This is a genomic window from Candidatus Omnitrophota bacterium (assembly GCA_018830005.1).
Lineage (GTDB): Bacteria > Omnitrophota > Gorgyraeia > JAHJTE01 > JAHJTE01 > JAHJTE01.
The window spans coordinates 396,394-418,758 of the sequence record JAHJTE010000001.1; the positions used below are offsets into that span (position 1 = coordinate 396,394).

The following is a 22,365-nucleotide window of genomic DNA, read 5'->3' on the forward strand; positions in this document are numbered from 1 at the left end:
AAGTTGTCGTAAATTAGTTCGAATCTCTTAAGGGGAGAAAATTCCACTAGCCCTCTGCAAATTAAAAACTTGCGGAGGGTTTTTGTTTGAGGTAGAATATAGCACTATAAAGAGAATTGCAATTAACGAAAGTTAGATAAAGAGAACAAATGCGAGGTGTTATATGTCATCAGAAAAAAACAAGGTAATAAACCCCGTAATTGAAGCCATAAACAAGAGGTTGTCTGTCAGGTCTTATGAGCCAAAACCAATTGCGAGAAATGTCATCAGTACGATCATCGAGGCTGGCAATCAGGCACCTTTTATGTCGGAGAAGCATGGGAAGCCTGAAGACCTTATTCAGCCTTGGCGGTTTGTTGTTGTGGAAGATTCAGAGTTTAAGCAAAAACTAGTTCAGGCTACCGAACCTATCAGGTCAAGGTTCATCGAAGGCATGAAGGAGACTGTGCCTGAAATGCACAAGCAGGTAATGAAGTTCTACAAGGAGATAGGCGAACCCAAAGATATGGTTTATTATTCTGCACCTGTCATCCTCTTTGTCATAGGCCCAGCGGGATCTGATATAAGTTGCGCGCTTGCCTGTGAAAACATCATGATTGCCGCAACCTCTTTTGGTCTGGGAAGCTGTTATGTGGGATTCGGCGCAATGGTCACAGACGATGCTGATATCGTAGAAGCCCTTGAGCTAACGGAGGATGAACGAATCTTCGGGCCTATCGTGCTTGGCTATCCAAAAAGCTATTCCAGTGCACCGGATACTATACGGCCGAATAAAAAAGAACCCAGGATTAAATGGATCTAGAAGTCACAGGTATGTTGAAAAAGGGCACAAAAAGGGAAATGTAGTCATAACCGTGGAACCCGCCCCCAAAGTAAAGGAGCAGTTTAGGAGGGAGATATGAAGAGATTTATACTCTATTTAGTAAGATGGCAACTAAGCACTCCTATACTTTGGTTAGTCTTAAGAAATTTAGGTGCAGGATTATGGCAAACTGTAGTAGCTAATTTGATTGGTGGTAGCATATTCTTTTGGGTGGATAGATTTATCTTTACTTCTAAAGCCGTAGAGATGTGGCATTTTAAAGAAAGTGGGAGTTGTGATAATTGCGGTAAAGAAACAAGCCTATGGAGATTAGTATTGGCTCCCAATTATGATAAGAGAAATTCGGAACCTGTATTCTTTTGTATGGAATGTTCCAAGAAGAGAACGGATGAACTGAGAATCAAAGGAATAAAAATTAGAGGTAAGAGTAAATAAACAATTGTGCCCAACTTGTGCCCCAATGTAAAGGAGCAGCTTAGCCAATAAAAACCAGCTCTTTTGACAGCTTTCCAGCCTCTTCTGACCGTAAAAAGTTGCGAAAGTCGTCCAATAGGGGGAGTTTGACTTTCCAAACCTCTGTGATACAATGTGTTGCAGAGGTTTTTTGTTGGATAAATAAATTATAAAAAGGAAAGAAATGTGAAGCAACACAGAATTTTTAGGTTATCACTTTTAATAATGCTCTTGCTGGGTGGGCTCGGGCTTTCGCCTGTCCTTGCGCAGATCGATCCTCAGCAGAATGTTGAGACAGTCAAAATAGCGATCTCTACTGACGGCACAGCGATCAATTATTGCGAGCATGGGCAAGAGGATCCGACACTCGTATTCGTCCACGGATGGAGTTGTGACGCGAGCTACTGGAGAGAACAGGTTGAGTATTTCAAGAAGAAGTATCACATGGTTCTGATTGATCTGGCTGGGCATGGTCGTTCTGGGAGCGAACGTGAAAACTACACTATGGAAGCTTTTGGTCATGATGTTAAGGCTGTCGTCGAGAGTATCGGAGCAGAGAAGGTAATCTTGATCGGTCATTCCATGGGTGCCCTTGTAATCGCAAAGGCGGCCCGCTTGATGCCAGAGAAAGCTATTGGATTGGTCGCGGTTGATGACCTTCAGAACGTGGAGTATCCTCTGGGGGAAGAACAGTTCAGGGAGATGACTGCACCATTCAAAGAAGATTTCAAACAGGGTGTCAGAGATTTCGTTATAGGTATGTTGCGTTCTGACAACTCGCCGGTCAATGAATGGGTGATCTCTGATATGTCTTTGGCTAATCCCAAGGTTGCGCTCAGTGCAATAAACGAGTCATTAGGCGAGTATCTGGTAGGTGATGTGGCCAAGTTGTTTGATGAATTGGACATTCCAGTTATAGCTGTGAACGCCGACCTTTGGCCAACAGATGTCGAAGCGAACAGACGGCACATAAAGGACTTTGAATTAATCGAGTTGGACGGACTGGATCATTTTCTGATGCTTAAAGCACCTGAGCGTTTCAACCCAGCGCTTGAGCAAGCTATTAAAATGATACTTAAGAAATAAATGAAGATGGTAGTATTAGGTTTTGAGATGTAAAATCATCTCCTCTTCGTCCGTAATGCACCAGCCCCTAAACTCATCCAAAAAGTTGCGAATGTCGTCCAATAGGGGAGAGTTTTTCCTCGCTGAGTATAACTCCCTTCAGGTACCCCAGCTTCATAACTCATTGTAGCACAATGATTTACATTAACGCACCGGCGGATATCGATCGCCGGGGCGCTTTATCTCCTAGGGTTTGCGACAGTTAGGGCATTGCTTATTCCTTATCATTGCCGCAGTTATCTTTTTTACTCTCTGCTTACTAGGCCTCTCTAAATCAGCCAGAATATCCGCATATTTGGCCAATTCCTCTCTTAGTTTATGGACGCTAGTTTATGCTATATTCGTTGATATAATAGAGTTTTTATCTTTAAAAATAAGCCATAAACTAAACGCGAGGGAAAATAAACAAGAGAGGCTTGCTCAAGTTGCCGTAAATTAGTTCGAATCTCTTAGGGGGAGTTGCTATCCTAACTCACAGTGATATAATATATTGCAGTGGGTTTTTGTTTTAGTTGAATATCAAAAGGAGAAGAGATGAAGAGGAGAATATTTATTGATACTGTTATTGCGCTTCTTATTATTGTTTTTGTTGGATTTGCGTGTTTTCTAACAGAGCCTTTAGTTTCAGGTGCTGCATTAAATGAAGAATGGAGTGTTTACCGCGATGCTTCAAATCGTTTTGAGTTTTCATATCCTGTAAGTTTCGGCATTCCGAGAAAGGACATAAGGACAGATATGCCTGATGGTGATTCAGGGGAGATGATTTTATTTCCTGAATTCTCTCATGGATTGTGTAATGGTAAGATTATATTAGGCGGCGACCTCGAACTTAGATCTGGCAGGGTATGGGTAGGCATGCAGGCCTTAGGTGGATTATATGACCCTATAGCAGTTGGTGGATTTATAGATATGTTTCCTATTGCTATTCAAGAGAGATTGCGTAGCCAAGCAGAAAATCTTACAATTTCAAACTTTTGTAGCGAATTATCGAAATCAAAACATATCTCAATCGATGACTCTGTTTTAAATAATGTTACCCCTGAACAGAAACAAGTAATAATTGGATTGGACTCTCACGGAAACCTAAATCCTAAGGTAATTACTTGTAACGTATTGGGCGATACGATTATTTTTCATAAAGAAGCCGTGTTTGAGTCTGGACTGGTCAGTAGTCTTCGGCAGATATATGGGGTAATCCGCTTCCTAAAAGGCCCTTTTAGTTCTGTGCAATTTATCCGGATTACACGCGACCCCCCAGATGAGGAATTGCTTGAGACAATGGCGAAGATAGTTCAGTCTTTCAAAGTGTTACATTGAGCTTAGTTAAGTTTATATTAACAATTACTTGAGACTCGGATTATGGATGTTGTTTTTTTCTGAGTCCAACCAGTTGCGAAAATCGTCCAATAGGGGGAATCCTATTTGAGATAATCAAATTAGCTCTTTTTGACGGTATAAGGCCTAAACCAAGCAGAGAGTTTTCCCTCGCTGAGTATAACTCCCTTCAGGTACCCCAGTAATTTCATTCTCTTAGCATAATGGGAGAGTTTCAAGGCTATTGATCGGATACGGTCAATAGCCTTTTCTATCTGGCGCTGTGTCAAAGAGTTAGGGCATTATATTTATTGGCACTATATCGAATTTTTCCGCACCATAAGCTGTTTATAAAGCCTCTCTGGATCAAGCCATTTTATTGCAAAAATAGGCATAATCCTCTCTTATATAATGCGTTCTATATAATGAAAATATCGGCAATATTCGAGGGGTTTTCGAGCTTCACGAGGCCATTATATACGGGGAGAGAGGTTTTCTATCGTTACGCGGTAGGGTTTTTTAGCAGCTTCTGCCACATTTCGTTTTGTTTTTCCCAATTTAACTCTCGGCAGATTTTGTTGATCTTGTATTCGGGGATTAATGAGATGTTCTTATTGTCGGAAAGAAGGATTTCTTCTTGAATGTTTGGCGCAAGCATTAGCGCGTTCATGATTAAGTAGATTTTAACATCGCCTAAGTTAAGCCACTCAGCCATTTGTTTTAAGTCTTTCACTCGGTCGCTAGCGATTACGTCTTGTATTTGATGCGCTAAGATTAACCTTTGTCGTAGCAGTGGTTCGTTCTTAATATTTATCTGATTAGGAGGAACCGGCAGGTTTTTGAGTTCCTTGAGTTCTACCTTATATTGACGTTTCTTATTGTCTTTTAGCAAAACGATTTCAAGTATGCCTTTGTTACCATCGAAACTCGCCTCTTTAAGGACTGTTTTTATAATCGCAATTTTATCCTGCAAGCTAAAGGTATCCCATACTTTCTCGTCGAGCTTCGGCAGAGGAGTCAAGGTTTTGAGCAATTCGATGATTTTCTGTTCAATCTTCTGCGCGCTCAGTAAGCGGGTAGGACAGGTTTTGTAGCCGCGCTTACTGGCACTCATACAAAGGTAGTAGTGATACTTGTATTTGTTGGCTTTGATATTGTAGGAGAAGTACATCGCGCAGTTGCAAGCTTTACAGCGTAGGAGTCCGGTAAGCAACCCTACATGTTTAGTCTTTTTGGTCATTTTCCAGTCAGGCCTGTTTTCTGCAAGTATGCTTTGTGCTTTCTGGAAGGTTTCTTTCGAAATAATCGCTTCATGTTCTCCCGGATATAACTCGGCCTGGTATGAAACCTTGCCGGCGTAAAGCACATTTCTTAAGATTAGCTGAATACCGTTGCTTGTAAACTGAATCCCACCGAATTTTCTGCCTTTTTCAGATGTATGCTGTTTAGTTGTGTATCCAAGGTCATTCATAGATATCGTTACTGACAAAAGTGAGCGCTTCTCAATATATAGGTTAAAGATTTTGCGTATAAGCTTGGCTTCCTTCGGGTTAATTACGAGCTTATGTTTTTTCTTATCGATGCTATAGCCTAAAGATGGTCTTCCTCCGATCCATTTGCCTTTTCTCTTAGCAGCGCCCATCTTGTCGCGGGTTCTTTCGCTGATTATTTCGCGTTCAAACTGCGCAAAAGAGAGGAGGATATTAAGCGTAAGCCTGCCCATCGAGTTTTGCGTATTAAAGTGCTGTGTTACTGATACGAAAGTGGCACCATGTTTTTCAAATACAGACAGGAGCTCTGCAAAATCAAGAAGTGAGCGTGATAGGCGATCAACCTTATAGACTACTACGCAATTAATTTTATTGGCTTTGATGTCAGTAAGAAGCCTTTGAAGTGCAGGTCTGTCTGTATTGGCACCGGTGAATCCACCGTCATCGTAGTATTCTGGCGAAGCTACCCAGCCTTCGTTTTTCTGGCTGGCAATGTAGCTTTCACAGGACTCGCGCTGGGCATCCAAGGTAGTAAAGTCACGCTCAAGTCCATCGCTGACCGATTTGCGCGTATAAATAGCGCAATTAATAATCTGTTTCTCTTTAGGTTCTATGGTTTTCATAAATTAAAAAAATTATAGCCGTTCCAATGCACTCCGGTTATTTCTTCAGCTATGGTGGTAAGATGCTTATATATCTTCCCGTTATATTCAAAGCCATTATCAAGCACCTTGACCTGGATATTTTTGCCTTTATATTTCTTGATGATAACACTTCCTGGAATAGGAAGGCGTCGGTCTCTTCCAAGGCTTTTCTTTCTTGCCTGCGTTTCAAGGCTTATCTTCGGTCTAATCGACTTATTATTAACAGGATCATAAAGTTTTATAAGTTCTCTAAGCCTATTTTCCGCTTTTTGCGATAAGCTGCCATATTTAAGCTCCTGCAGGCCGTAGGCAATCCTTCTTATTAGGTAGATTTTATTGTCCGAAGTCGCCTTTTGGCCATTAAATAGCTCTTCGTATTTCTTTTGGAGCTTAGGAATGGTCTTCTTTTTGAGATCCGCAATTTTGGTTTCTAACGTCTCTTTCATTGGCACATTTTCCTCAGGTTACATAGGGCCATACAATTTGCGATATAGCAAGGGGAAAGAGAGGTATTTTTTGGTTGTCAAAACAGACGCAGAGTTGTATAATAAATCACATCTTGCCACATTTTATACTATCCCAGGAGTTGAAAAGTGGAAACTCTCACCGTAGAAGAACTAGCTAAATATCTAAAACTCCACCAATATACAATCCGCCGCCTTGCACGAACTGGAAAAATTCCATCTTTTAAAGCTGGAGGACAGTGGAGGTTTCGTAAGGATGAAATCTATAAATGGTCTATTTCAAATAGGGAGCATAAATGAGCACTCAATTTATCACAAATCAGGATAGGCTTCTTTCAGATGTCGTAAATAATATCTTGCCTTCCTCAAAAAATCTATATTTTTTAATTGGATATTTCTATTTCTCTGGCTTTGAAGAAGTCTACAAGAATGTCAAAGACAAAGAAATCAAGATATTAGTAGGTTTAGAGATAGAGCATGACATTACCAATAAAATCAGAGAATTTGAAATCATTCAAGAAGTGAATACTTCAGGCGGTAAAATAAAAGATAGTTATTTTAAGTCTTTAGTTAAGCTATTTAATGATACAGATTTTTTCGATTCACATGTAAAACAAGAAGCCTTTAAGATATTTTTAGATAAAATTAAGGACGGCTCGTTAGAGATTAGAAAGACTCGTCAGCCTAATCACGCCAAGCTCTACATATTTGAAAATCAAGAGAAGTTTAGTCAAGGTGGAGATTATCCTGGTACAGTTATTACTGGATCTAGCAACTTTACTAGGTCTGGTTTCAAGGGGCGGTTTGAGATAAATGTTGTTTCAAGAGATGCTCGTAATTTCAGTGAAGCTTATAAGATTTTTCAAGATTTGTGGAAAAATTCTGTAGTGATAGTTGATAAAGAAAATATTGAAGATTTTTTCAGCAATGTAATAGATAATATTTGGTTAGATAGAATTCCTAGACCATTTTTAGTTTACGTGCGTGTATTAGAAGAATATTTTCTCGAATATAATAGGGATTTTGTAAGGTTGCCCGCTGAGATTACAAGGGGTAGATACATTAATCTCAAATATCAAATTGATGCAATAAAGCGCGCTTTGGATGTGCTGAAGAGGCACAACGGCGTAATTATTGCTGACGTAGTAGGCTTAGGCAAGAGTATTATTGCTTCTGCGGCTGCTCACAATCTGAATCTAAAAAGTATTGTTATTGTCCCTCCTCACCTAAAAGCCCAATGGGATGACTATCGTTATGATTTTGAATTTAATGCCAAGGTTTACAGCTCTGGTAAAATAGAGCAAGCGTTAAAAGAAAATATTCAAGAGGAGGAGCAGCTCGTCATTGTTGATGAGGCCCATAAATATAGAAACGAATTAACTAGGGATTACGCAAGTTTACATAAATTATGTCAGCGTAATAAAGTAATGCTTCTATCAGCTACCCCGTTTAACAATCGGCCTCAGGACGTATTTTCAATGGTTAAATTATTTCAAATACCCACGAGATCGACTATTCAGACTGTAGATAATCTTTCGTTCCAATTTAAAAAACTTGTTTCGGAATTCCAAAAGATTAAACAAGATCAGCAAGGCAAAAAAGTAAGCAACAAGGTGATCGCCTCTCGCGTAAAAGAGGTAGCTAATGGGATCAGGGACATATTGTCGCCTTTGGTGATTAGACGGTCCAGATTAGATTTAGACGCCATAGAAGAATATAAAGAAGATTTAAAGCGTCAAAAGATTCAATTTCCTAAAGTTAATCCACCTGAGATTCTTGATTATGAATTAGAGGATCTAAGTGATATTTATATAGATACTCTTGATACTATATGCCCTGAAGATGAAAATGCAGGATTTATTGGAGCTAGGTACAAGCCGACCAGTTATATTAAGGATTTTGATAAATATAAGGATAGAATCGCAAAAGAAATGGGAGTTGATGAGAATTTATTACGTCAAACTCAAGTAAACTTAGCGAAGTTTATGAAGCGTTTATTGGTCCGTAGATTCGAGAGTTCAGTATATGCATTTCAGAAGACCCTTGATTCATTAATTCGTAATTCGGAACTTATGCGCGATTGGTATGATAAATTAGGTAAGATTCCAATATACAAAAAGGGTAATCTACCAGATGTAGATATACTTCAGGAATCTGTCGGAGAAGATTTAGATGAAGAGTTAAGAGAAGCCACGCTTGAAGAGGAGTTAAAAGAACATATAGAAAAAGGCCTGTGGCTCATAGATAAAAAGGAGCTTAGAAAACAATTTATAGAGGATATTAATAGTGATATTAAGATGCTTAAAGAAGTTAGGGAGGAATGGTTTGAAGAAGGATTTCCGAAAGACCCTAAGCTCGAACACCTAAAAGAAATTTTACTAGAAAAGTTGAAATCAGAACCTGATAGAAAAATAGTTATTTTTACTGAGTTTGCGGATACAGCTGGACATTTATACAAAAACCTTAAAGAAACTCTAAGGGTTTTTAAGTATTCTGCTCAAGACGCAAGTGAGAAAAACAAAAGGATAATTAAAGAAAATTTTGATGCCGGCTACCGAGTTCAGGTAAATGATTATGATGTATTGATTGCTACTGATGCAATTTCAGAAGGGTTTAATCTGCACAGGGCAGGAATTGTTTTTAACTACGATATTCCTTATAATCCAACTAGGGTTATTCAAAGAGTAGGCCGCATAAATCGTATTAATAAAAAGGTATTTGATGAGCTGTTTATCTATAACTACTTTCCTACTGTAACTGGAGAGGAAGCAACAAGGATAAAACAAGTTTCTACTTTAAAGATCGCAATGGTACATGCACTTTTTGGAGAGGATACTAAAATACTTACTAAAGATGAGGAACTTCAAAGATACTTTGCTGATAAATTTGAGGAAACTTTAAGGAATGAAGAAGAGCTTTCACCAGAAGCTAAACATGAGAATTTCATCAAGAAATTACGTATTTCTGAACCACGCGTGATTGAAGAGGCTTTAAATTTACCACGGCGTTCTCGTGTTAAAAGAACGGTTAAAAAGGATAAAAAAGGTGTAATTATCTTTGGCAAGAAAGGTGAAGAGCATGCTTTTAAATATGGAAATAAACAAGTTGAGTCAGTTTCTTTAAGTATTCCTCAGGCTTTGGAATTATTCAAAGCAAAGGCTGAAGAGAAAGGCGAGAAAACTGGTAAATCTTTCGATGAAATTTATGAAAATGTTAGAATAAAACTATTTTCTAAAAGAACTGAAGTCGCTAAAGATAGAGGAAAAAGAGATACTATTGATAAAGTGAATGTTTTGAAAAACAAGCTTCCTAAGGTAAAAGATTATTTAGAAGATTTGTTGTATGTTGTGAATGATTTGGATGCTTTGCCGGATAGATATGAGAAATTAATAAGGGCAGTTGATTCAAAAAGCTTAGAGGAAGATTTTAAGATTTTACAGAAAGAAGTGCCTCATAAATATCTTATCCAAATTATTGATAGAGAGCAGCGTATTGAAGAAGGCAAAGAGACCTTAATTTTATCAGAGGAATTAATTTAATTTTATGGATTTTAAAGTTACTTATGAACGAGAGAAATATCTAGATTTTTTCCAAAATCAATTCCTGCCTGAAGATTTTGAAAGTTGCGATGAGAGTATCGAATCTCAATTTAAACCCCAGCATATAAGCAAAGTCACCAAGATTGGTCAAGTTCCATCCCTCGATTTAAATATATACGAAATTAAGCATCATTCTGAGAATGATCCTCGCGTTTCACTTTCAAGAGATTCCTTTCGCATACTGGCACAATACGGGGTAAGAAGAGCACTAGCAATCTTTACGTCTTCAAGTTCATCTAATTATCGTTTATCTCTTATTACTATTGATTTAAAATTGGAAGGTAGGCGAGTTCAAAAGGAATATTCTAATCCCCGCCGATACTCTTTCTTTTTAGGTCCTGATACAAAAACACACACTCCAGAAGAGTATCTTATGAAACAGGGTCGAATAAAAAATTTTGAAGATTTAAAGAACCGTTTCTCAATCGAGGTAGTAAATAAAGATTTCTACATGAAAATCGCGATTCTTTTTACTCAACTGGCTGGCGGTAAGCGCAAAATTGGACGTAAATCAATTGACGCTGGTAGAGGCCTATTGGACTTGCCTGGAACTAGTGATGATACTTTAGACAAAGAGTTTACTGTGAGGCTTATTGGTAGACTTGTTTTTTGCTGGTTTTTAAAGAGAAAACAGTCAGATAGGAATATTTCCCTTTTACCCGAAGAACTTCTTTCAGTAAATGCAGTTTTGAAAAATAAAGGCTATTACCATGGTATCCTGGAACCTTTATTTTTTGAAGTGCTTAATACTCCGGCAAAAGATCGCGATAAGAAATATCAAGAATCGACATGGTCACAAATTCCCTTCTTAAACGGTGGTCTTTTTACACCGCATCATCATGATTTTTATGATCCGGGGCTTCTAGGGATTTCAAAGTATATAAACGTCCTCAAAATTCCTGACCATTGGATAAAAGAGTTATTTGATGTTTTTGAAACTTATAACTTTACTATAGACGAAAATACTTCTGTTGATGTGGAGCTTTCCATTGAACCTGAAATGCTCGGACGTATCTTTGAAAATTTGCTTGCAGAGATTAATCCGGAAACCGGTGAGACAGCACGTAAGGCAACCGGCAGTTATTATACTCCACGACCCATTGTTGAATATATGGTGAGCGAGAGTTTAAAACAGTATCTTTTAACTAAGACAAAGCTTGAAGAAAATAAAATCACGCGTTTGCTTACCTATGAGGACGTTGAATTGAAGCTTACCAGCTCAGAGAAAGAATCTATCCTTAATGCTCTTGATGTTATTAAAATCATTGATCCTGCTTGCGGTAGTGGCGCTTTTCCAATGGGGATATTACAGAAGATGCTTGTTATTCTCCAAAAGATTGATCCAGAATCTGAATGGTGGCTCGATAAAATGCTTTCGCGTATCGGCAACAAAACTTTAGAGAGAAAATTAAAAGTAGAAAATGTTAGCTATATTCATAAGTTAGGCATAATTCAAAACGCTATTTTTGGTGTAGATATCCAACCGATAGCTGTAGAGATTTCGAAGTTGAGGTTTTTCTTGTCGCTTATTGTAGACGAAACAGTAAATGATTCAAAGAAAAACCGTGGCATAGAGCCATTGCCTAATCTTGAGTTTAAATTTGTTTGCACTAATAGCTTGATAGGGCTTCCTAAAAAAGGTACCCAGCAGACACTTTTCGAAGCTGATGAAGATATTAAATCATTAAGGGATCTTAGAGACGGATATTTAAGAAGCTATGGCAGCGAGAAGAGGAAAGTAGAGAAAAGATTCCTTGAGCTACAAAGAAAAATGGCAAAGCATGCTTTAGGTTGGGCTCTTTTTGGGGGGGAAAAATCACAGACAATGAAGCTATCACAGTGGAATCCATTCTCAGAAGAACCTTGCTCATGGTTTGATCCAGATTGGATGTTTGGGATAAAGGATGGATTTGATATTGTGATTGCCAATCCCCCATACATTAAAGAGTATGTTAACAGAAATGCATTCAAGGGATTTAGAAGCTCGCTTTATTATCAAGGCAAAATGGATATTTGGTATATGTTTGTTTGTAAGAGTTTAGACATAACAAGAGACGGCACAGGTTTAGTTACTTTTATCGCACAAAATAATTGGGTCACTAGTTATGGCGCCTCAAAGATGAGGAATAAAGTTATAAAAGATGCTCAAATTTTGAACTTGATTGATTTTGGTGCTTTTAAGATATTCGAGTCTGGCATACAAACTATGGTTATGGTGTTTAGGAAAAATACTGATTTGGATAGTTACTCATTTGATTACAGGCGACTTCTTGGGAATGATCTTGAATTCGATGATGCTATTTTTCTTATTAATAAGGAAGATAATCCTAAGTCAGAATACTTAACTCCTACGATTACAAGGATCAATTTTATAGATAAAACATTAACATTCAGCAGTTCTGATATTGAACCGATACTTGAAAAATTATCATTAAAAGCAAATTTTCGATTTAACGATAAGGAAGTTGCAAACGGCATACACCATCATCACGATCGCGTGAATAAAAACCGCGAGGAAATTTTAGGTGGTCAATATAAGGTTGGGGATGGAATTTTCGTTCTAAGCAACGAAGAAAAGGAGCGAATTTCATTCACAAAAAAAGAGTTAGGCTTAATAAAGCCTTCCTATACCACAAAAGAATTGCTACGATGGTATGGAAATTCTACAAATAAAGAATGGGTTATCTACACGGATTCGAGTTTTAAAAATAAGAAACAAATTGAGAATTATTTGAATATTAAAAGACATCTTGATCGTTTTAGGAAAGTTATTACTTCAGACAATAAGCCCTACGGTCTTCATAGAGCTCGAGATGAATATTTTTTTAGAGGAGAGAAAATTATAGCTGCAAGGAAATGTGCAAGGCCGACTTTCACCTATGTCGATTTTGATAGTTATGTTTCTGCAACATTTTATGTGATCAAAACTGAAAGAGTTGACCAGCAATTTCTAACAGGTCTTTTAAATTCTAAACTGATTACTTTCTGGCTAAGACACAGAGGAAAAATGCAAGGCACTAATTATCAGATTGACAAGGAACCTATTATTAATCTCCCCATTTTGAAAGCCGATAAAAACGGTCAAAATGCAATCCGAAATATTGTTGCCAAAATCATCGATATTTTAAAATCAAAAGGCAGCAATGAGAAACAAGCCAAAGTCAAAGAATACGAACGCCAAATCGACCAGATGGTTTATAAGCTTTATGGTTTAACATCAGAAGAAATGAAAATTGTAGAAGGACAATATGATAAAAAGAATTAAAAAAATTAAAGGGGTTGGAAGATTTTTGAATGTCGGGCATACCGAGCTTGGCCGGCTGACCTTAATTTACGGCCCTAATTGTTACGGAAAATCAACCCTCGCCGACATTTTTCGTTCCATAGCGAATCAAAATCCGGAAGTTTTATTAAATAGACAATCAATAATAAGGGACGGCAACCCAATTACCCAAGAGGTGTGTTTTAGTATCAAAAATGGTACAGATAAAACGGAACAAGATATTTCTTGTCTTAACCAAAGATGGAATACGAGCAATTTTAATTGCTCAATAGAAGTTTTTGACTCTCGCTTTATCGAGGACAATGTTTTTACAGGATTAACAATCTCAAGGTCTAATAAAGAAAATCTGACAAATTTACTAATAGGCGAGAAAAGTGTCGAGATTGGCAAACAAATAGATTCTTTAAAGAATAAATCACTCCGCGAAACGACAAAAACTATCGGCGAACTTGGAGATTTACTCAAAAGAAGTTTGGGAACTTTAGATTTAGGAATAAGCCTTGAAGACTTTATATCAGTCGAGAAGCCGGATGATATTGAAGCAACTAAAGCTGAATTAACTATGCTCCAGGGGAATCTGAAGAAATTTAGAAAATCAATTTCGGAAAAGAATAAAATTCTTGAACTCGATGAGCCGATAATACTTTCTCTTGAAAATCCCGAACCGACAATCAAAATTCTAAAAGATTCGCTGGGAAAAGGCTTTGATGATATAAATGATACTGCATATAAGCGGATGCGAGAACATATAGAACAACACTTTAATTCCCATGATGGCGAAGAAGAAGAATGGATTGAAAAAGGAGTAAATGCCTATCTTAAACAAAATAAAGATGCAACCATCTTAAATTGCCCGTTTTGTAGTCAATCTTTGGTTACAGTTGTTGATCTCATTGAGACATACAAAACAGTATTCAGCGAAGAATATGGAAGCTTTTGTAATGAAGCTTTCAGAATACTGAATGATAAACATCAAGAATTCAATAAGCTTATTAGCGCTGTTAAATTAGTAGAAAATTCAGTAAATAAAAATTTGGCAAGTTGCCACCGCTGGCAGGATTACTTTACAGACGAGACTCAAAAACTCATTGAACAAATAGATAATCTTAGCAACAAAGCGAATAAATCCAATTGCAATCTTGTAGGCTTGATGGAAGAAGTTATTGGTAAATTTGGAGAACTTATCGCTGAAAAAAAGAAGAAACCTTTTGTTTGTATCAAGGAATACCCCGCCAGCGATAAATTACTAATCGTTTATCAGCAGTTTGGAGAAATAATAAATCAATACAATGAATCTGTAAAATTACTTCTTAGGGAAATAAATACCCTTAAAACAAGGAGTCAGAACGACCAATTAATAAAGGAATCAGAGAAGTTGGGCAATAAGATAATAGATTTGAATATAAAAGTAAAAAGATACGAATTATCGGCCGATATAGATAAGGTACAACTCTTAAGAGGAAAGAAAGATAAAACAGAAAAGGAAATTAAAAAATTGCAGGAAGAACTAGAACGAGAAAATAAAGAATTTATTGAGCAATACTTCCAGGATGCAACACAAATTTTTAATAGATTAGGCTCTATTGATTTTGAAATTCAAACAACTTATCGACGTTGGGGAGGTCAGCCGGTATATGAACCGACAATAAAATTTGCAAATGAGGAAATTACTTTTGATCGGTTACCATTTATATTTAGTGATGCAGACAGGAGGGCTTTGGCATTTTCAATTTTCATTTCAAAACTCAGAAAGAAAAGCGAGGCTGAATTAAAAAACACCATTGTTTTCTTAGACGACCCAATAACTAGCTTTGACGACAATAGGATTTCACAGACCTTTATAGAGATCAAGAATCTTACGACGTCTTCCCGCCAATTGATTATAGCTGCGCACCACAGCAGATTTTTACTTGATACTTACGAGAAACTGAGAAGTCTTCCGAATTTGGATTTAAAATTTATTGAAATCAAAAGAGATGGTTTTGGTACTGTCTTCGGGTTGGTTAGTGATCCTAAAACTAGATTAGATCCCCATGCTCAAGAAATAGAGAAGATGGAAAGATTTATTAACGGCGATTCTGATGTAAACGCGTCGGACGTGCGCAGATCATTAAGACCGATACTACAAAAAGAGCTAGAGTGGAGGTTCAGAAAAAATTTAAAAGGAGTATCTGTTGAGGGGCTTGGCGATATTGTTACCAAACTAAAAGAAGGAAATTCAATAAATGAAGAGATGGCAAGAAAGATTTATGACTTTAATGACGTACTTAAAGACGACCATCATGGAGCAGTTTTAGATATGGACGAAGATACAAGGAATTTATCTAAAAACATCATTAAATTTATCTTTGAAGAACTAAACCCGGTAGTGTAGTAGTGAGTCCGGGGAAATTCCGGTGACACATACCTAATTTATTTAAGCCTGGTCGCGATTATATAGCCGGCAGATAAGTGAGGAGATATTAAATAAATGATTAAGCTATCACGTTCAAAGTTAGAGTTATTTCTCGACTGCCCACGTTGCTTCTGGTTGAATATCAATAAGAAAATAAAGCGCCCACCATCATTTCCTTATACAATAAACTCTGCTATAGATGCTCTTTTAAAGCAAGAATTTGATGTCCATCGTGAAAACGGTACTGCCCATTACCTTATAAAGAAATATAATATAGACGCCATCCCTTATAAATGTAAAGAAATCAATGCCTGGCGACATAACTTCACTGGCATTCAGTTTCAGCATAAGCCAACAGATTTCTTGGTTTTTGGCGCAGTTGATGATGTCTGGATAAATTCTCAAGAAGAATTAATAGTGGTTGATTATAAAGCCACTGGTGCAAAAGAATACAAAATTTATGACAGCTACAAGCGACAGTTGGAAATTTACCAATGGTTGCTTCAGCAGAACGGCTACAAAGTTTCAAAGACAGGTTATTTTCTCTTTGCCAAGGTAAATAAGGATGGCGGCTTTAAAGAAGGTAAGCTTTCTTTTGATTTATTTATCGAGCCACAGGAAGGTGATCGCTCTTGGGTAGAAAGCGCAATTATTAATGCCCGTAAGGCCATAGATAATGATATACCGGTAGCAAGCGAAAACTGCATTTATTGTCAATTTATCAAAAACGGAGGATATTTATGTCTAAAGGAAAAGTAACAAAGGTTTCTGATGGGGATACTTTTAAAATTAGGGGAGGAAAAGCAATCCGCCTTGCAAATGTAAAAGCGCCTGAAATGGGAGCCAAGGGTGGCGCAAAGGCAAGAAATGAACTACAGGATATGATTGGAAACAAGACTATTAGTTATGATACAGTTGGAAAATCATATGGTAGAGATGTCGCAAAAGTTAAAATAGCTGGTAAGTCAGTAAACCAGGCGATGAGAAACAAAGGATATACAAACAGAGGCAAGTAGATTTTCCTTGATTCTTCTATGATTTTAGTATATAATTTTTATAGATAGCAAAAATAGATTGCTGAAAATATAGGTCTTAATAGGCCTGGAACCAAAAGCGCTAAAAAGCGCGTAACTTATGGAGCCAGGTCTTTTGTATTTTAAGGGGAGTACAAAAGGGAATCCTCCGGAAAATTGTTAAATAACAATTTCCCCTACCAAAAAGGAGGATTCCTATGGAAATCCGTAAAATTCCTATCTCTCAAGTTAAACCCCATCCAGACAATCCACGTGTTCCTCTCACGTCCCAGCATTCAGAATATAGGCAAATCAAAAAGAGCCTGAAAAAATTTGGGCTTGTGCTGCCTCTTGTTTGTAGCTCGCGGACGAATTATATACTTGGAGGTAATCAACGATACAGCGTATTGCTTACCGAGGGCGTAAAAGAAGTTAACGTTGTTTTTGTTGATTTAGACCCTCAACGCGAAAAAGAGCTGATGATTGCGTTAAACGGAATTTATGGACTGTGGGATTATCCTAAATTAGCCGACATTCTTCGGGACTTTGGACAACTTCCTGATTTTGATTTTGAGTCAATTGGTTTCACTGTACCTGATTTATCAAATATTTTAGATAATCATCTACCGCTACAGGATGATACTTTTGACTTTGATGCTGCGCTCGAATCAACTAAAGAGCCGGTTACAAAAAAAGGCGATGTCATTTCATTGGGCATGCATCATCGACTAATGTGTGGTGATGCGACAAGTGAAGAAGATATGTGTATGCTTCTCGGCGATACGAGGGTTGATTTGCTGGATATCGATTGGCCATACAATGTTAATTACATGGGAGGAAACTGTCCTCGTGTTGATACCCGACCTAAAAAATCCCGCCGATGGAGCAAGATTTATTCGGATAATCTTCCTCAGTCTGAATATGAAGTTTTTATGCGCAAGGTTCTCACGAATATAAAACTAAACCTTAAACCAGGTGGAGTTTTTTACCAGTGGCAAGCCCATCGTCAGCTCGGACCACTTTATCAGATTTTGATAGATCTCGATTTTCATGTTTCATGTCTTATCTGCTGGAAAAAACAGTCCGCACCCATTTCTTATGCGGATTATTCGTTTCAGACGGAACAGGCTGTCTATGGTTGGCTCAAAGGAGAAAGTCATTATTTTGCGGGAAAACCTGGAGCATCAAATTTGTGGGAAATTAAACGCGACTCCACGAAACTTTACGAACACCCTTGCCAGAAACCAGTAAGTTTAGCCCAGAAAGCAATAAAAAATTCTACGCGCCTCAATGACGTAGTGTTGGATGTTTTTCTGGGATCGGGTTCGGTTTTGATAGCTGCCGAATCTCTTAGCCGCAGGTGTTTTGCGATGGAGCTCGATCCTAAATATTGCGACGTGATAGTAAAAAGGTACATAAATTTTGTTGGTAAAAGTAAAGTTTCTTCGGAAATATTGAATAAATACTGCGAGGAGGTTTAAAATGGAAAATAAAAATCCAAAATCCGATAGAGAAGGAATTTCGTCAATTACATTGCTTCAGAAAATAAAATCAGGTGAAATTAGCCCCAAGATGTTAAGTAAAGAAGAACGCCAGGCATGTGTAAGTGTTCTTACTCTGCAGGAAGGATTTACCATTGCCCAGATAGCGCAACTTATGTGCTGCTGCGAAAAAACAATTCAACGCGACCTCGCGGAAATAAGAAAGAAAAACTCTCTCGGCCCAAGTCTTGAGTTAGCAAAAGAGATAATAGGAGGATTTATCGTAAAGGCACAAGTTCACACGTCTCAGCTTATGCGTTTTGCCAGGAGCGGCGAAGGTTCCCTTGGTGAAAGAGTACAGGCAGAATTTTGTGCTTGGAGAGTCCGTAGGGAACTTATGGAAAAGCTCCAGACATTGGGATACTTACCATTGGTTGCCCAACGGGTCGAGGGAGAAATCTTCCATTATTGCGAAGACATAGATGGGGAAAAGGGTCTTTTGGAACTAAAGAAATCCTTGGATACTATTGAGACGACGGCTAAAGAAACCGGAACACTTGATACCGAGACTCAGGAAAAGATACGTCAAATCAGAGCAAAAATCGAAAAAGCAGAGTTGGAATCGGAAGTAGATAACTTAAATAAAAAACAGGATAATAATTTAGGAGAGCAAAATGAATCCGACACTAAATAAAGCTAGAAACGCAATTTCCGAATTAAGAAGGATACAGGCAGAAAAATCAGTATTTTCTTTTGCCAAGACCTATATGTTGCATCATTTAAGCTACCCTTTATCACTCGCGCATTTGGAGAACTTCGAGCTGTTGCTTAATGCTACCAACAAGAGAGGTGAAAAAATTGCTATTGCAGCGCCAAGATGGTTCGGTAAGTCAACTCTAGCAACTCTTATATATGTAGTTTACTGTATTTGTTTTAAAAAAGAGAGGTTCATCATTGTTATTTCCGAGACCTCCAGCCAGGCAGATCATCTTCTCGAAAATATTAAAAAAGAATTAGCCGAAAACGAGCTCCTCATGATTGATTTTCCGGAGATTTTTGAGCATCGCGGCAGGCCTAGACCGCCTCGTTGGACGCAGGACCAGATTGAAACCAGAAACGGGATAAAAATACTTGCCTTGGGAACGCAGCAGCGGATAACCGGTAGAAAGTACGGCAAATACCGTCCGAGTTTAATTATTCTGGATGATATTGAAAGCGCAAATAAAATTTATTCTGCGGAAAGTGCCGAGAAGATGAACGATTGGTTCAATAAAAGCATACTCAAAGCTGGCGATGAACATACGAATTTCTTATTTATAGGGACAGTGCATCACCCGTGCTGTTTTTTTGCAGCATATATTAAGCCGCCTATATGGCACGTCAAGAAATATAAGGCAATAATCAGCGAACCGAAGCATCCCGAACTCTGGAGCAAGTGTTTCAATATAAAGAATAGCCGGGACGATTTCAAAGGGAAAAGGGGGTTGGATGCGGCTCGCGATTATTATATGAGTCAAAAAGCTCTTATGGATGAAGGGGTGGAGCTTCTTTGGCCTGCCAGGTGGAAGACTTTTGACATAATGAATATGAGGGATGATGATCAGGTTAGCTTTAGCGCTGAATTTCAGAATGAGCCAATTGACATAAAAACAGCATTACTCAGGATAGATTTAGCCGAATATTGGAATAGACATTTTAAATCGCTTGAGGAGTTTCTTCATTATGTAGCAGACAACGTTGATTTCTATCTCGCCTGCGATCCATGCACAGGACTTGACGTTACAAGGGGAGACTATAGCGCTATTATTGTGATTGCGCGCGACAGAAGAGATGGCGTTTTGTATGTAATAATAGCCGACATTGAGCGTAGAGATATGGATAAAACTATAGCAGATATATTGGCTTACGCCAGGAGGTTTAGCTTTTCTATGGTTGGTGTAGAGGCAAATGGTTTTCAAGAGCTAGGGGTAAAATTACTTGAAGAGCAGGCTAGAAAAGAAGGAATTTATTTGCCTGTGGAAAGAATCAAGAATACAGGTGACAAATATAAAAGAATACATACCTTAGCGCCACTTCTTAAGAACAGATCTCTACATTTGAATGAGGAACACAAAATCTTATTGGAACAAATGCAATTTTTTCCTCATGCCAAACATGATGATGCTCCCGATGCTTTGGAAATGTGCGTAAGATTGGCGGAAGAGCCGGGGCAAGTCCAAGTGGCTATACTATAGAGGTGGAATATCTATAAACGGGGAGGAGTGTATTATTTAACGAAGAAATCGATACTCTTTTTGTAAATTTTTGCGAATTCTTTCAATTGAATAATGTCTACTCTGCGTTGACCAGCCTCTATTTTTGAAACATAAGATTGCGTCCTGCCTAGCAATTTCGCAACATCTTCCTGCCTAAGGCCTCTTTCTTTGCGAGCTTTTATCAATTTGTTTACTAGCGCCTTGTGACCTTCTGAATAAATAGTTTTGTCCATATGATTTGACTTCCTTCAACAATATGGTATATTACGTATTGGAATATGCCAAAATGGAATAATAATAGACGAGGACAATAAGGATAGAATGAATAAGGAAATTAATGCTGATGTGGAGTCAGGGGCTTCGAAAAGACTCCGTTTTGACGTTAAAACCCTTGAGCGCTACGAATTCGTTAACTATATAATCGAATATTTAAAGAATAATATTGGCGTTACAATAGAATCTCCAAACTACTCTAACCATCTTGCCTTTTATAAGGGCTCTATCCACGTTAAAAACAAACAATTACCTGCTACGATAGTAGGTTATGGTGGCTCAGGCACAGACTTAAGGGATTTACCTACACCCCTGCAAACAGAGCTATTGCCTTTGGTATTTGAGTATTGGAATAAGATATCTGCTGGTAACAACGCCGTACCGCTTCTAATATTGGGGCATTCCTTTGATGAGGTATTTTTAAGAAAAATCCGCCTGCTTAAAATAGCTGTTCCGGATATCCGTTTGATACAGTTTATTAATGTTTACCGTTTTGAGTCTCTTCAAGAGCGCTTTAGGCGCTTAAAGGAGCATTTCGAAGGTAGCCTTACTAAAACTCTGAAGATAAAGAATGAAGTAATGGATTTTCAGGCAGCAGTAATGGTGTATCTTAAAAACGGCGGGAAATTAGGAAGTTATAGCTACGATGTTCTTGATTGCGAAGTGCCTGCAGGTGAGGGGACAAAAAAGTCTGAGGTAATCGATATTCTTGCCCTTGAACGTAAACGCAAGTGGCTTACGGTTATAGAGCTTAAATACGAGAAATTATTAAACGCACGCCTACAAAGCGTAATCTTCCAAGGGCTTGATTACTGTAATTGGGTTGAGGATCATAAAAGGGGTTTAGCAATGCTTTTTCCGGAGCATGCCATTGACGTGCGCCGAAGAACCAGGCTTATTTTAATCAACGGCCCTGAGAAGTTTCCAGAATTCCATGAAAAATTCGCTAAAGCATGCAATCTCCAGGACCGATACCAGGAAATCGAGCTTTACTTTATAAACGATCGTGTGCCGCTTCAATTTAGCCAGTTTGCTAAGCTATCGAAACCACAAGGAAAACCACAAGGAAAACGTTGACAAAGATTTATAAAGGGTATATATTAATAATGGTTTTAGAAAGTAGGGTCCTGAGTTGAAGGGGGAACCTGGACATTAAAAAAGTAAAACCTTTGCCCGGAAAAAAGGCAAAGGTTTTTTGTTTTATAGGGGTTAAGGAGAAAAGATATGAAACATCCTTTTCATAAGAAAATTGGGGATTTAATCAATAATACAGTCTTTCCAGATTGCAAAATAATAAAAGACCCTGCCTGTGGTGGCGATCAGCATATACCGTTATTTTGTTCAGAAAAGCGCTCAAGAGAAACAGAATATTGCAATGTCGACCTCTTGATAACCGTTGATAATAAGATTAAGGTTATTATAGAAATTGAAGAGGCTAATATTAAGCCCACGCAGATCTGTGGTAAATTCCTTACCTCGGCCTTATCGAAATATTTCATTCATGAATCTGAAAATAACAGCCTTGTTAGAATGGCAGATTCGGTCTTGTTTATCCAGATATTAGACACATTGAAGTTGAAAATAGATAAGACAGCGAAAACAAAGCAATGGGAGCAGATCAAAAAGTCTATCCAAAATATAATTTCTTTCAAGGAAAGCAGTATTAGCCAATACGAAATATTTTATGGGAATAAAGAAAAATTCGATGAGAAAAGATTAGTAGATTGCATCTCGGGATTTTTAAAACGATAGG

18 protein-coding genes are annotated in these 22,365 nt (G+C 37.9%); 15 read left to right on the plus strand and 3 right to left on the minus strand.

The window, feature by feature from the left end:
* Window positions 1–163 precede the first annotated feature (163 nt).
* The 4 genes from KJ593_02125 (at window position 164) to KJ593_02140 (ending at window position 3,718) form a co-directional block, all read left to right on the plus strand.
* On the plus strand, window positions 164–802 hold the full coding sequence (locus KJ593_02125) for a nitroreductase family protein (GenBank protein MBU2540673.1): 639 nt from the start codon (window positions 164–166) through the stop codon (window positions 800–802).
* Window positions 803–898: 96 nt separating this feature from the next.
* Window positions 899–1,258: a hypothetical protein gene (locus KJ593_02130; protein ID MBU2540674.1), complete on the plus strand. Its 360-nt coding sequence runs from the start codon at window positions 899–901 to the stop codon at window positions 1,256–1,258.
* 204 nt (window positions 1,259–1,462) lie between these two features.
* Entirely contained in the window at window positions 1,463–2,362 is a 900-nt protein-coding gene (locus KJ593_02135; protein ID MBU2540675.1) for an alpha/beta hydrolase, read from the plus strand.
* 573 nt (window positions 2,363–2,935) lie between these two features.
* Window positions 2,936–3,718, plus strand: a complete 783-nt coding sequence (locus KJ593_02140; protein ID MBU2540676.1) for a hypothetical protein — start codon at window positions 2,936–2,938, stop codon at window positions 3,716–3,718.
* A gap of 499 nt (window positions 3,719–4,217) precedes the next feature.
* On the opposite strand, the gene KJ593_02145 is transcribed toward KJ593_02140, so the two are convergent.
* On the minus strand, window positions 4,218–5,828 hold the full coding sequence (locus KJ593_02145) for a recombinase family protein (GenBank protein ID MBU2540677.1): 1,611 nt from the start codon (window positions 5,826–5,828) through the stop codon (window positions 4,218–4,220).
* A complete protein-coding gene (locus KJ593_02150) occupies window positions 5,825–6,295 on the minus strand; it encodes a DUF2924 domain-containing protein (GenBank protein MBU2540678.1) in 471 nt (156 codons plus the stop codon). Before KJ593_02150 ends, KJ593_02145 begins: the two co-directional genes overlap by 4 nt.
* Window positions 6,296–6,442: 147 nt before the next feature.
* Here KJ593_02150 and KJ593_02155 point away from each other — a divergent pair, with 147 nt between their 5' ends.
* The 9 genes from KJ593_02155 to terL all read left to right on the plus strand — a co-directional run bounded on the left by KJ593_02155 (window position 6,443) and on the right by terL (window position 20,318).
* Entirely contained in the window at window positions 6,443–6,613 is a 171-nt protein-coding gene (locus KJ593_02155) for a helix-turn-helix domain-containing protein (GenBank protein ID MBU2540679.1), read from the plus strand.
* The gene (locus KJ593_02160) at window positions 6,610–9,852 is read left to right on the plus strand and encodes a helicase (protein MBU2540680.1); all 3,243 of its coding nucleotides are present in this window, start codon (window positions 6,610–6,612) and stop codon (window positions 9,850–9,852) included. The genes KJ593_02155 and KJ593_02160 overlap by 4 nt, the downstream gene beginning before the upstream one ends.
* A 4-nt stretch (window positions 9,853–9,856) precedes the next feature.
* Entirely contained in the window at window positions 9,857–13,177 is a 3,321-nt protein-coding gene (locus tag KJ593_02165; protein MBU2540681.1) for an N-6 DNA methylase, read from the plus strand.
* Entirely contained in the window at window positions 13,161–15,569 is a 2,409-nt protein-coding gene (locus tag KJ593_02170) for an AAA family ATPase (protein MBU2540682.1), read from the plus strand. The genes KJ593_02165 and KJ593_02170 overlap by 17 nt, the downstream gene beginning before the upstream one ends.
* A gap of 96 nt (window positions 15,570–15,665) precedes the next feature.
* Window positions 15,666–16,349: a PD-(D/E)XK nuclease family protein gene (locus KJ593_02175; GenBank protein MBU2540683.1), complete on the plus strand. Its 684-nt coding sequence runs from the start codon at window positions 15,666–15,668 to the stop codon at window positions 16,347–16,349.
* Window positions 16,331–16,606, plus strand: a complete 276-nt coding sequence (locus KJ593_02180; protein ID MBU2540684.1) for a thermonuclease family protein — start codon at window positions 16,331–16,333, stop codon at window positions 16,604–16,606. The genes KJ593_02175 and KJ593_02180 overlap by 19 nt, the downstream gene beginning before the upstream one ends.
* A gap of 215 nt (window positions 16,607–16,821) precedes the next feature.
* Window positions 16,822–18,084, plus strand: coding sequence for a ParB N-terminal domain-containing protein (locus KJ593_02185; GenBank protein MBU2540685.1), 1,263 nt, complete (start codon window positions 16,822–16,824; stop codon window positions 18,082–18,084).
* Window position 18,085: 1 nt separating this feature from the next.
* Entirely contained in the window at window positions 18,086–18,778 is a 693-nt protein-coding gene (locus tag KJ593_02190; GenBank protein ID MBU2540686.1) for a hypothetical protein, read from the plus strand.
* Window positions 18,759–20,318 (plus strand): phage terminase large subunit, encoded by a 1,560-nt coding sequence (gene terL / locus KJ593_02195; protein MBU2540687.1) that lies wholly within the window; start codon window positions 18,759–18,761, stop codon window positions 20,316–20,318. Before KJ593_02190 ends, terL begins: the two co-directional genes overlap by 20 nt.
* A 32-nt stretch (window positions 20,319–20,350) precedes the next feature.
* Here the strand turns inward: terL and KJ593_02200 are convergent, their stop codons facing one another.
* Entirely contained in the window at window positions 20,351–20,572 is a 222-nt protein-coding gene (locus tag KJ593_02200; protein MBU2540688.1) for a helix-turn-helix transcriptional regulator, read from the minus strand.
* A gap of 88 nt (window positions 20,573–20,660) precedes the next feature.
* On the opposite strand from KJ593_02200, the gene KJ593_02205 reads away from it, so the two are divergent.
* Both KJ593_02205 and KJ593_02210 read left to right on the plus strand, forming a co-directional pair.
* Complete coding sequence (locus tag KJ593_02205) at window positions 20,661–21,689, plus strand: hypothetical protein (GenBank protein ID MBU2540689.1); 1,029 nt, start codon at window positions 20,661–20,663, stop codon at window positions 21,687–21,689.
* A 147-nt stretch (window positions 21,690–21,836) separates the two neighbouring features.
* Entirely contained in the window at window positions 21,837–22,364 is a 528-nt protein-coding gene (locus KJ593_02210; GenBank protein ID MBU2540690.1) for a hypothetical protein, read from the plus strand.
* Window position 22,365 lies beyond the last annotated feature (1 nt).

What these genes read in the sequence shown, in the direction of transcription:
- KJ593_02125 (MBU2540673.1), top strand. Translation starts at nt 164, where the DNA reads ATGTCATCAGAAAAAAACAAGGTAATAAACCCCGTAATTGAAGCCATA.
- KJ593_02130 (MBU2540674.1), top strand. Translation starts at nt 899, where the DNA reads ATGAAGAGATTTATACTCTATTTAGTAAGATGGCAACTAAGCACTCCT.
- KJ593_02140 (MBU2540676.1), top strand. Translation starts at nt 2,936, where the DNA reads ATGAAGAGGAGAATATTTATTGATACTGTTATTGCGCTTCTTATTATT.
- KJ593_02145 (MBU2540677.1), bottom strand. Translation starts at nt 5,828, where the DNA reads ATGAAAACCATAGAACCTAAAGAGAAACAGATTATTAATTGCGCTATT.
- KJ593_02150 (MBU2540678.1), bottom strand. Translation starts at nt 6,295, where the DNA reads ATGAAAGAGACGTTAGAAACCAAAATTGCGGATCTCAAAAAGAAGACC.
- KJ593_02160 (MBU2540680.1), top strand. Translation starts at nt 6,610, where the DNA reads ATGAGCACTCAATTTATCACAAATCAGGATAGGCTTCTTTCAGATGTC.
- KJ593_02165 (MBU2540681.1), top strand. Translation starts at nt 9,857, where the DNA reads ATGGATTTTAAAGTTACTTATGAACGAGAGAAATATCTAGATTTTTTC.
- KJ593_02170 (MBU2540682.1), top strand. Translation starts at nt 13,161, where the DNA reads ATGATAAAAAGAATTAAAAAAATTAAAGGGGTTGGAAGATTTTTGAAT.
- KJ593_02175 (MBU2540683.1), top strand. Translation starts at nt 15,666, where the DNA reads ATGATTAAGCTATCACGTTCAAAGTTAGAGTTATTTCTCGACTGCCCA.
- KJ593_02180 (MBU2540684.1), top strand. Translation starts at nt 16,331, where the DNA reads ATGTCTAAAGGAAAAGTAACAAAGGTTTCTGATGGGGATACTTTTAAA.
- KJ593_02185 (MBU2540685.1), top strand. Translation starts at nt 16,822, where the DNA reads ATGGAAATCCGTAAAATTCCTATCTCTCAAGTTAAACCCCATCCAGAC.
- KJ593_02190 (MBU2540686.1), top strand. Translation starts at nt 18,086, where the DNA reads ATGGAAAATAAAAATCCAAAATCCGATAGAGAAGGAATTTCGTCAATT.
- terL (MBU2540687.1), top strand. Translation starts at nt 18,759, where the DNA reads ATGAATCCGACACTAAATAAAGCTAGAAACGCAATTTCCGAATTAAGA.
- KJ593_02200 (MBU2540688.1), bottom strand. Translation starts at nt 20,572, where the DNA reads ATGGACAAAACTATTTATTCAGAAGGTCACAAGGCGCTAGTAAACAAA.
- KJ593_02205 (MBU2540689.1), top strand. Translation starts at nt 20,661, where the DNA reads ATGAATAAGGAAATTAATGCTGATGTGGAGTCAGGGGCTTCGAAAAGA.
- KJ593_02210 (MBU2540690.1), top strand. Translation starts at nt 21,837, where the DNA reads ATGAAACATCCTTTTCATAAGAAAATTGGGGATTTAATCAATAATACA.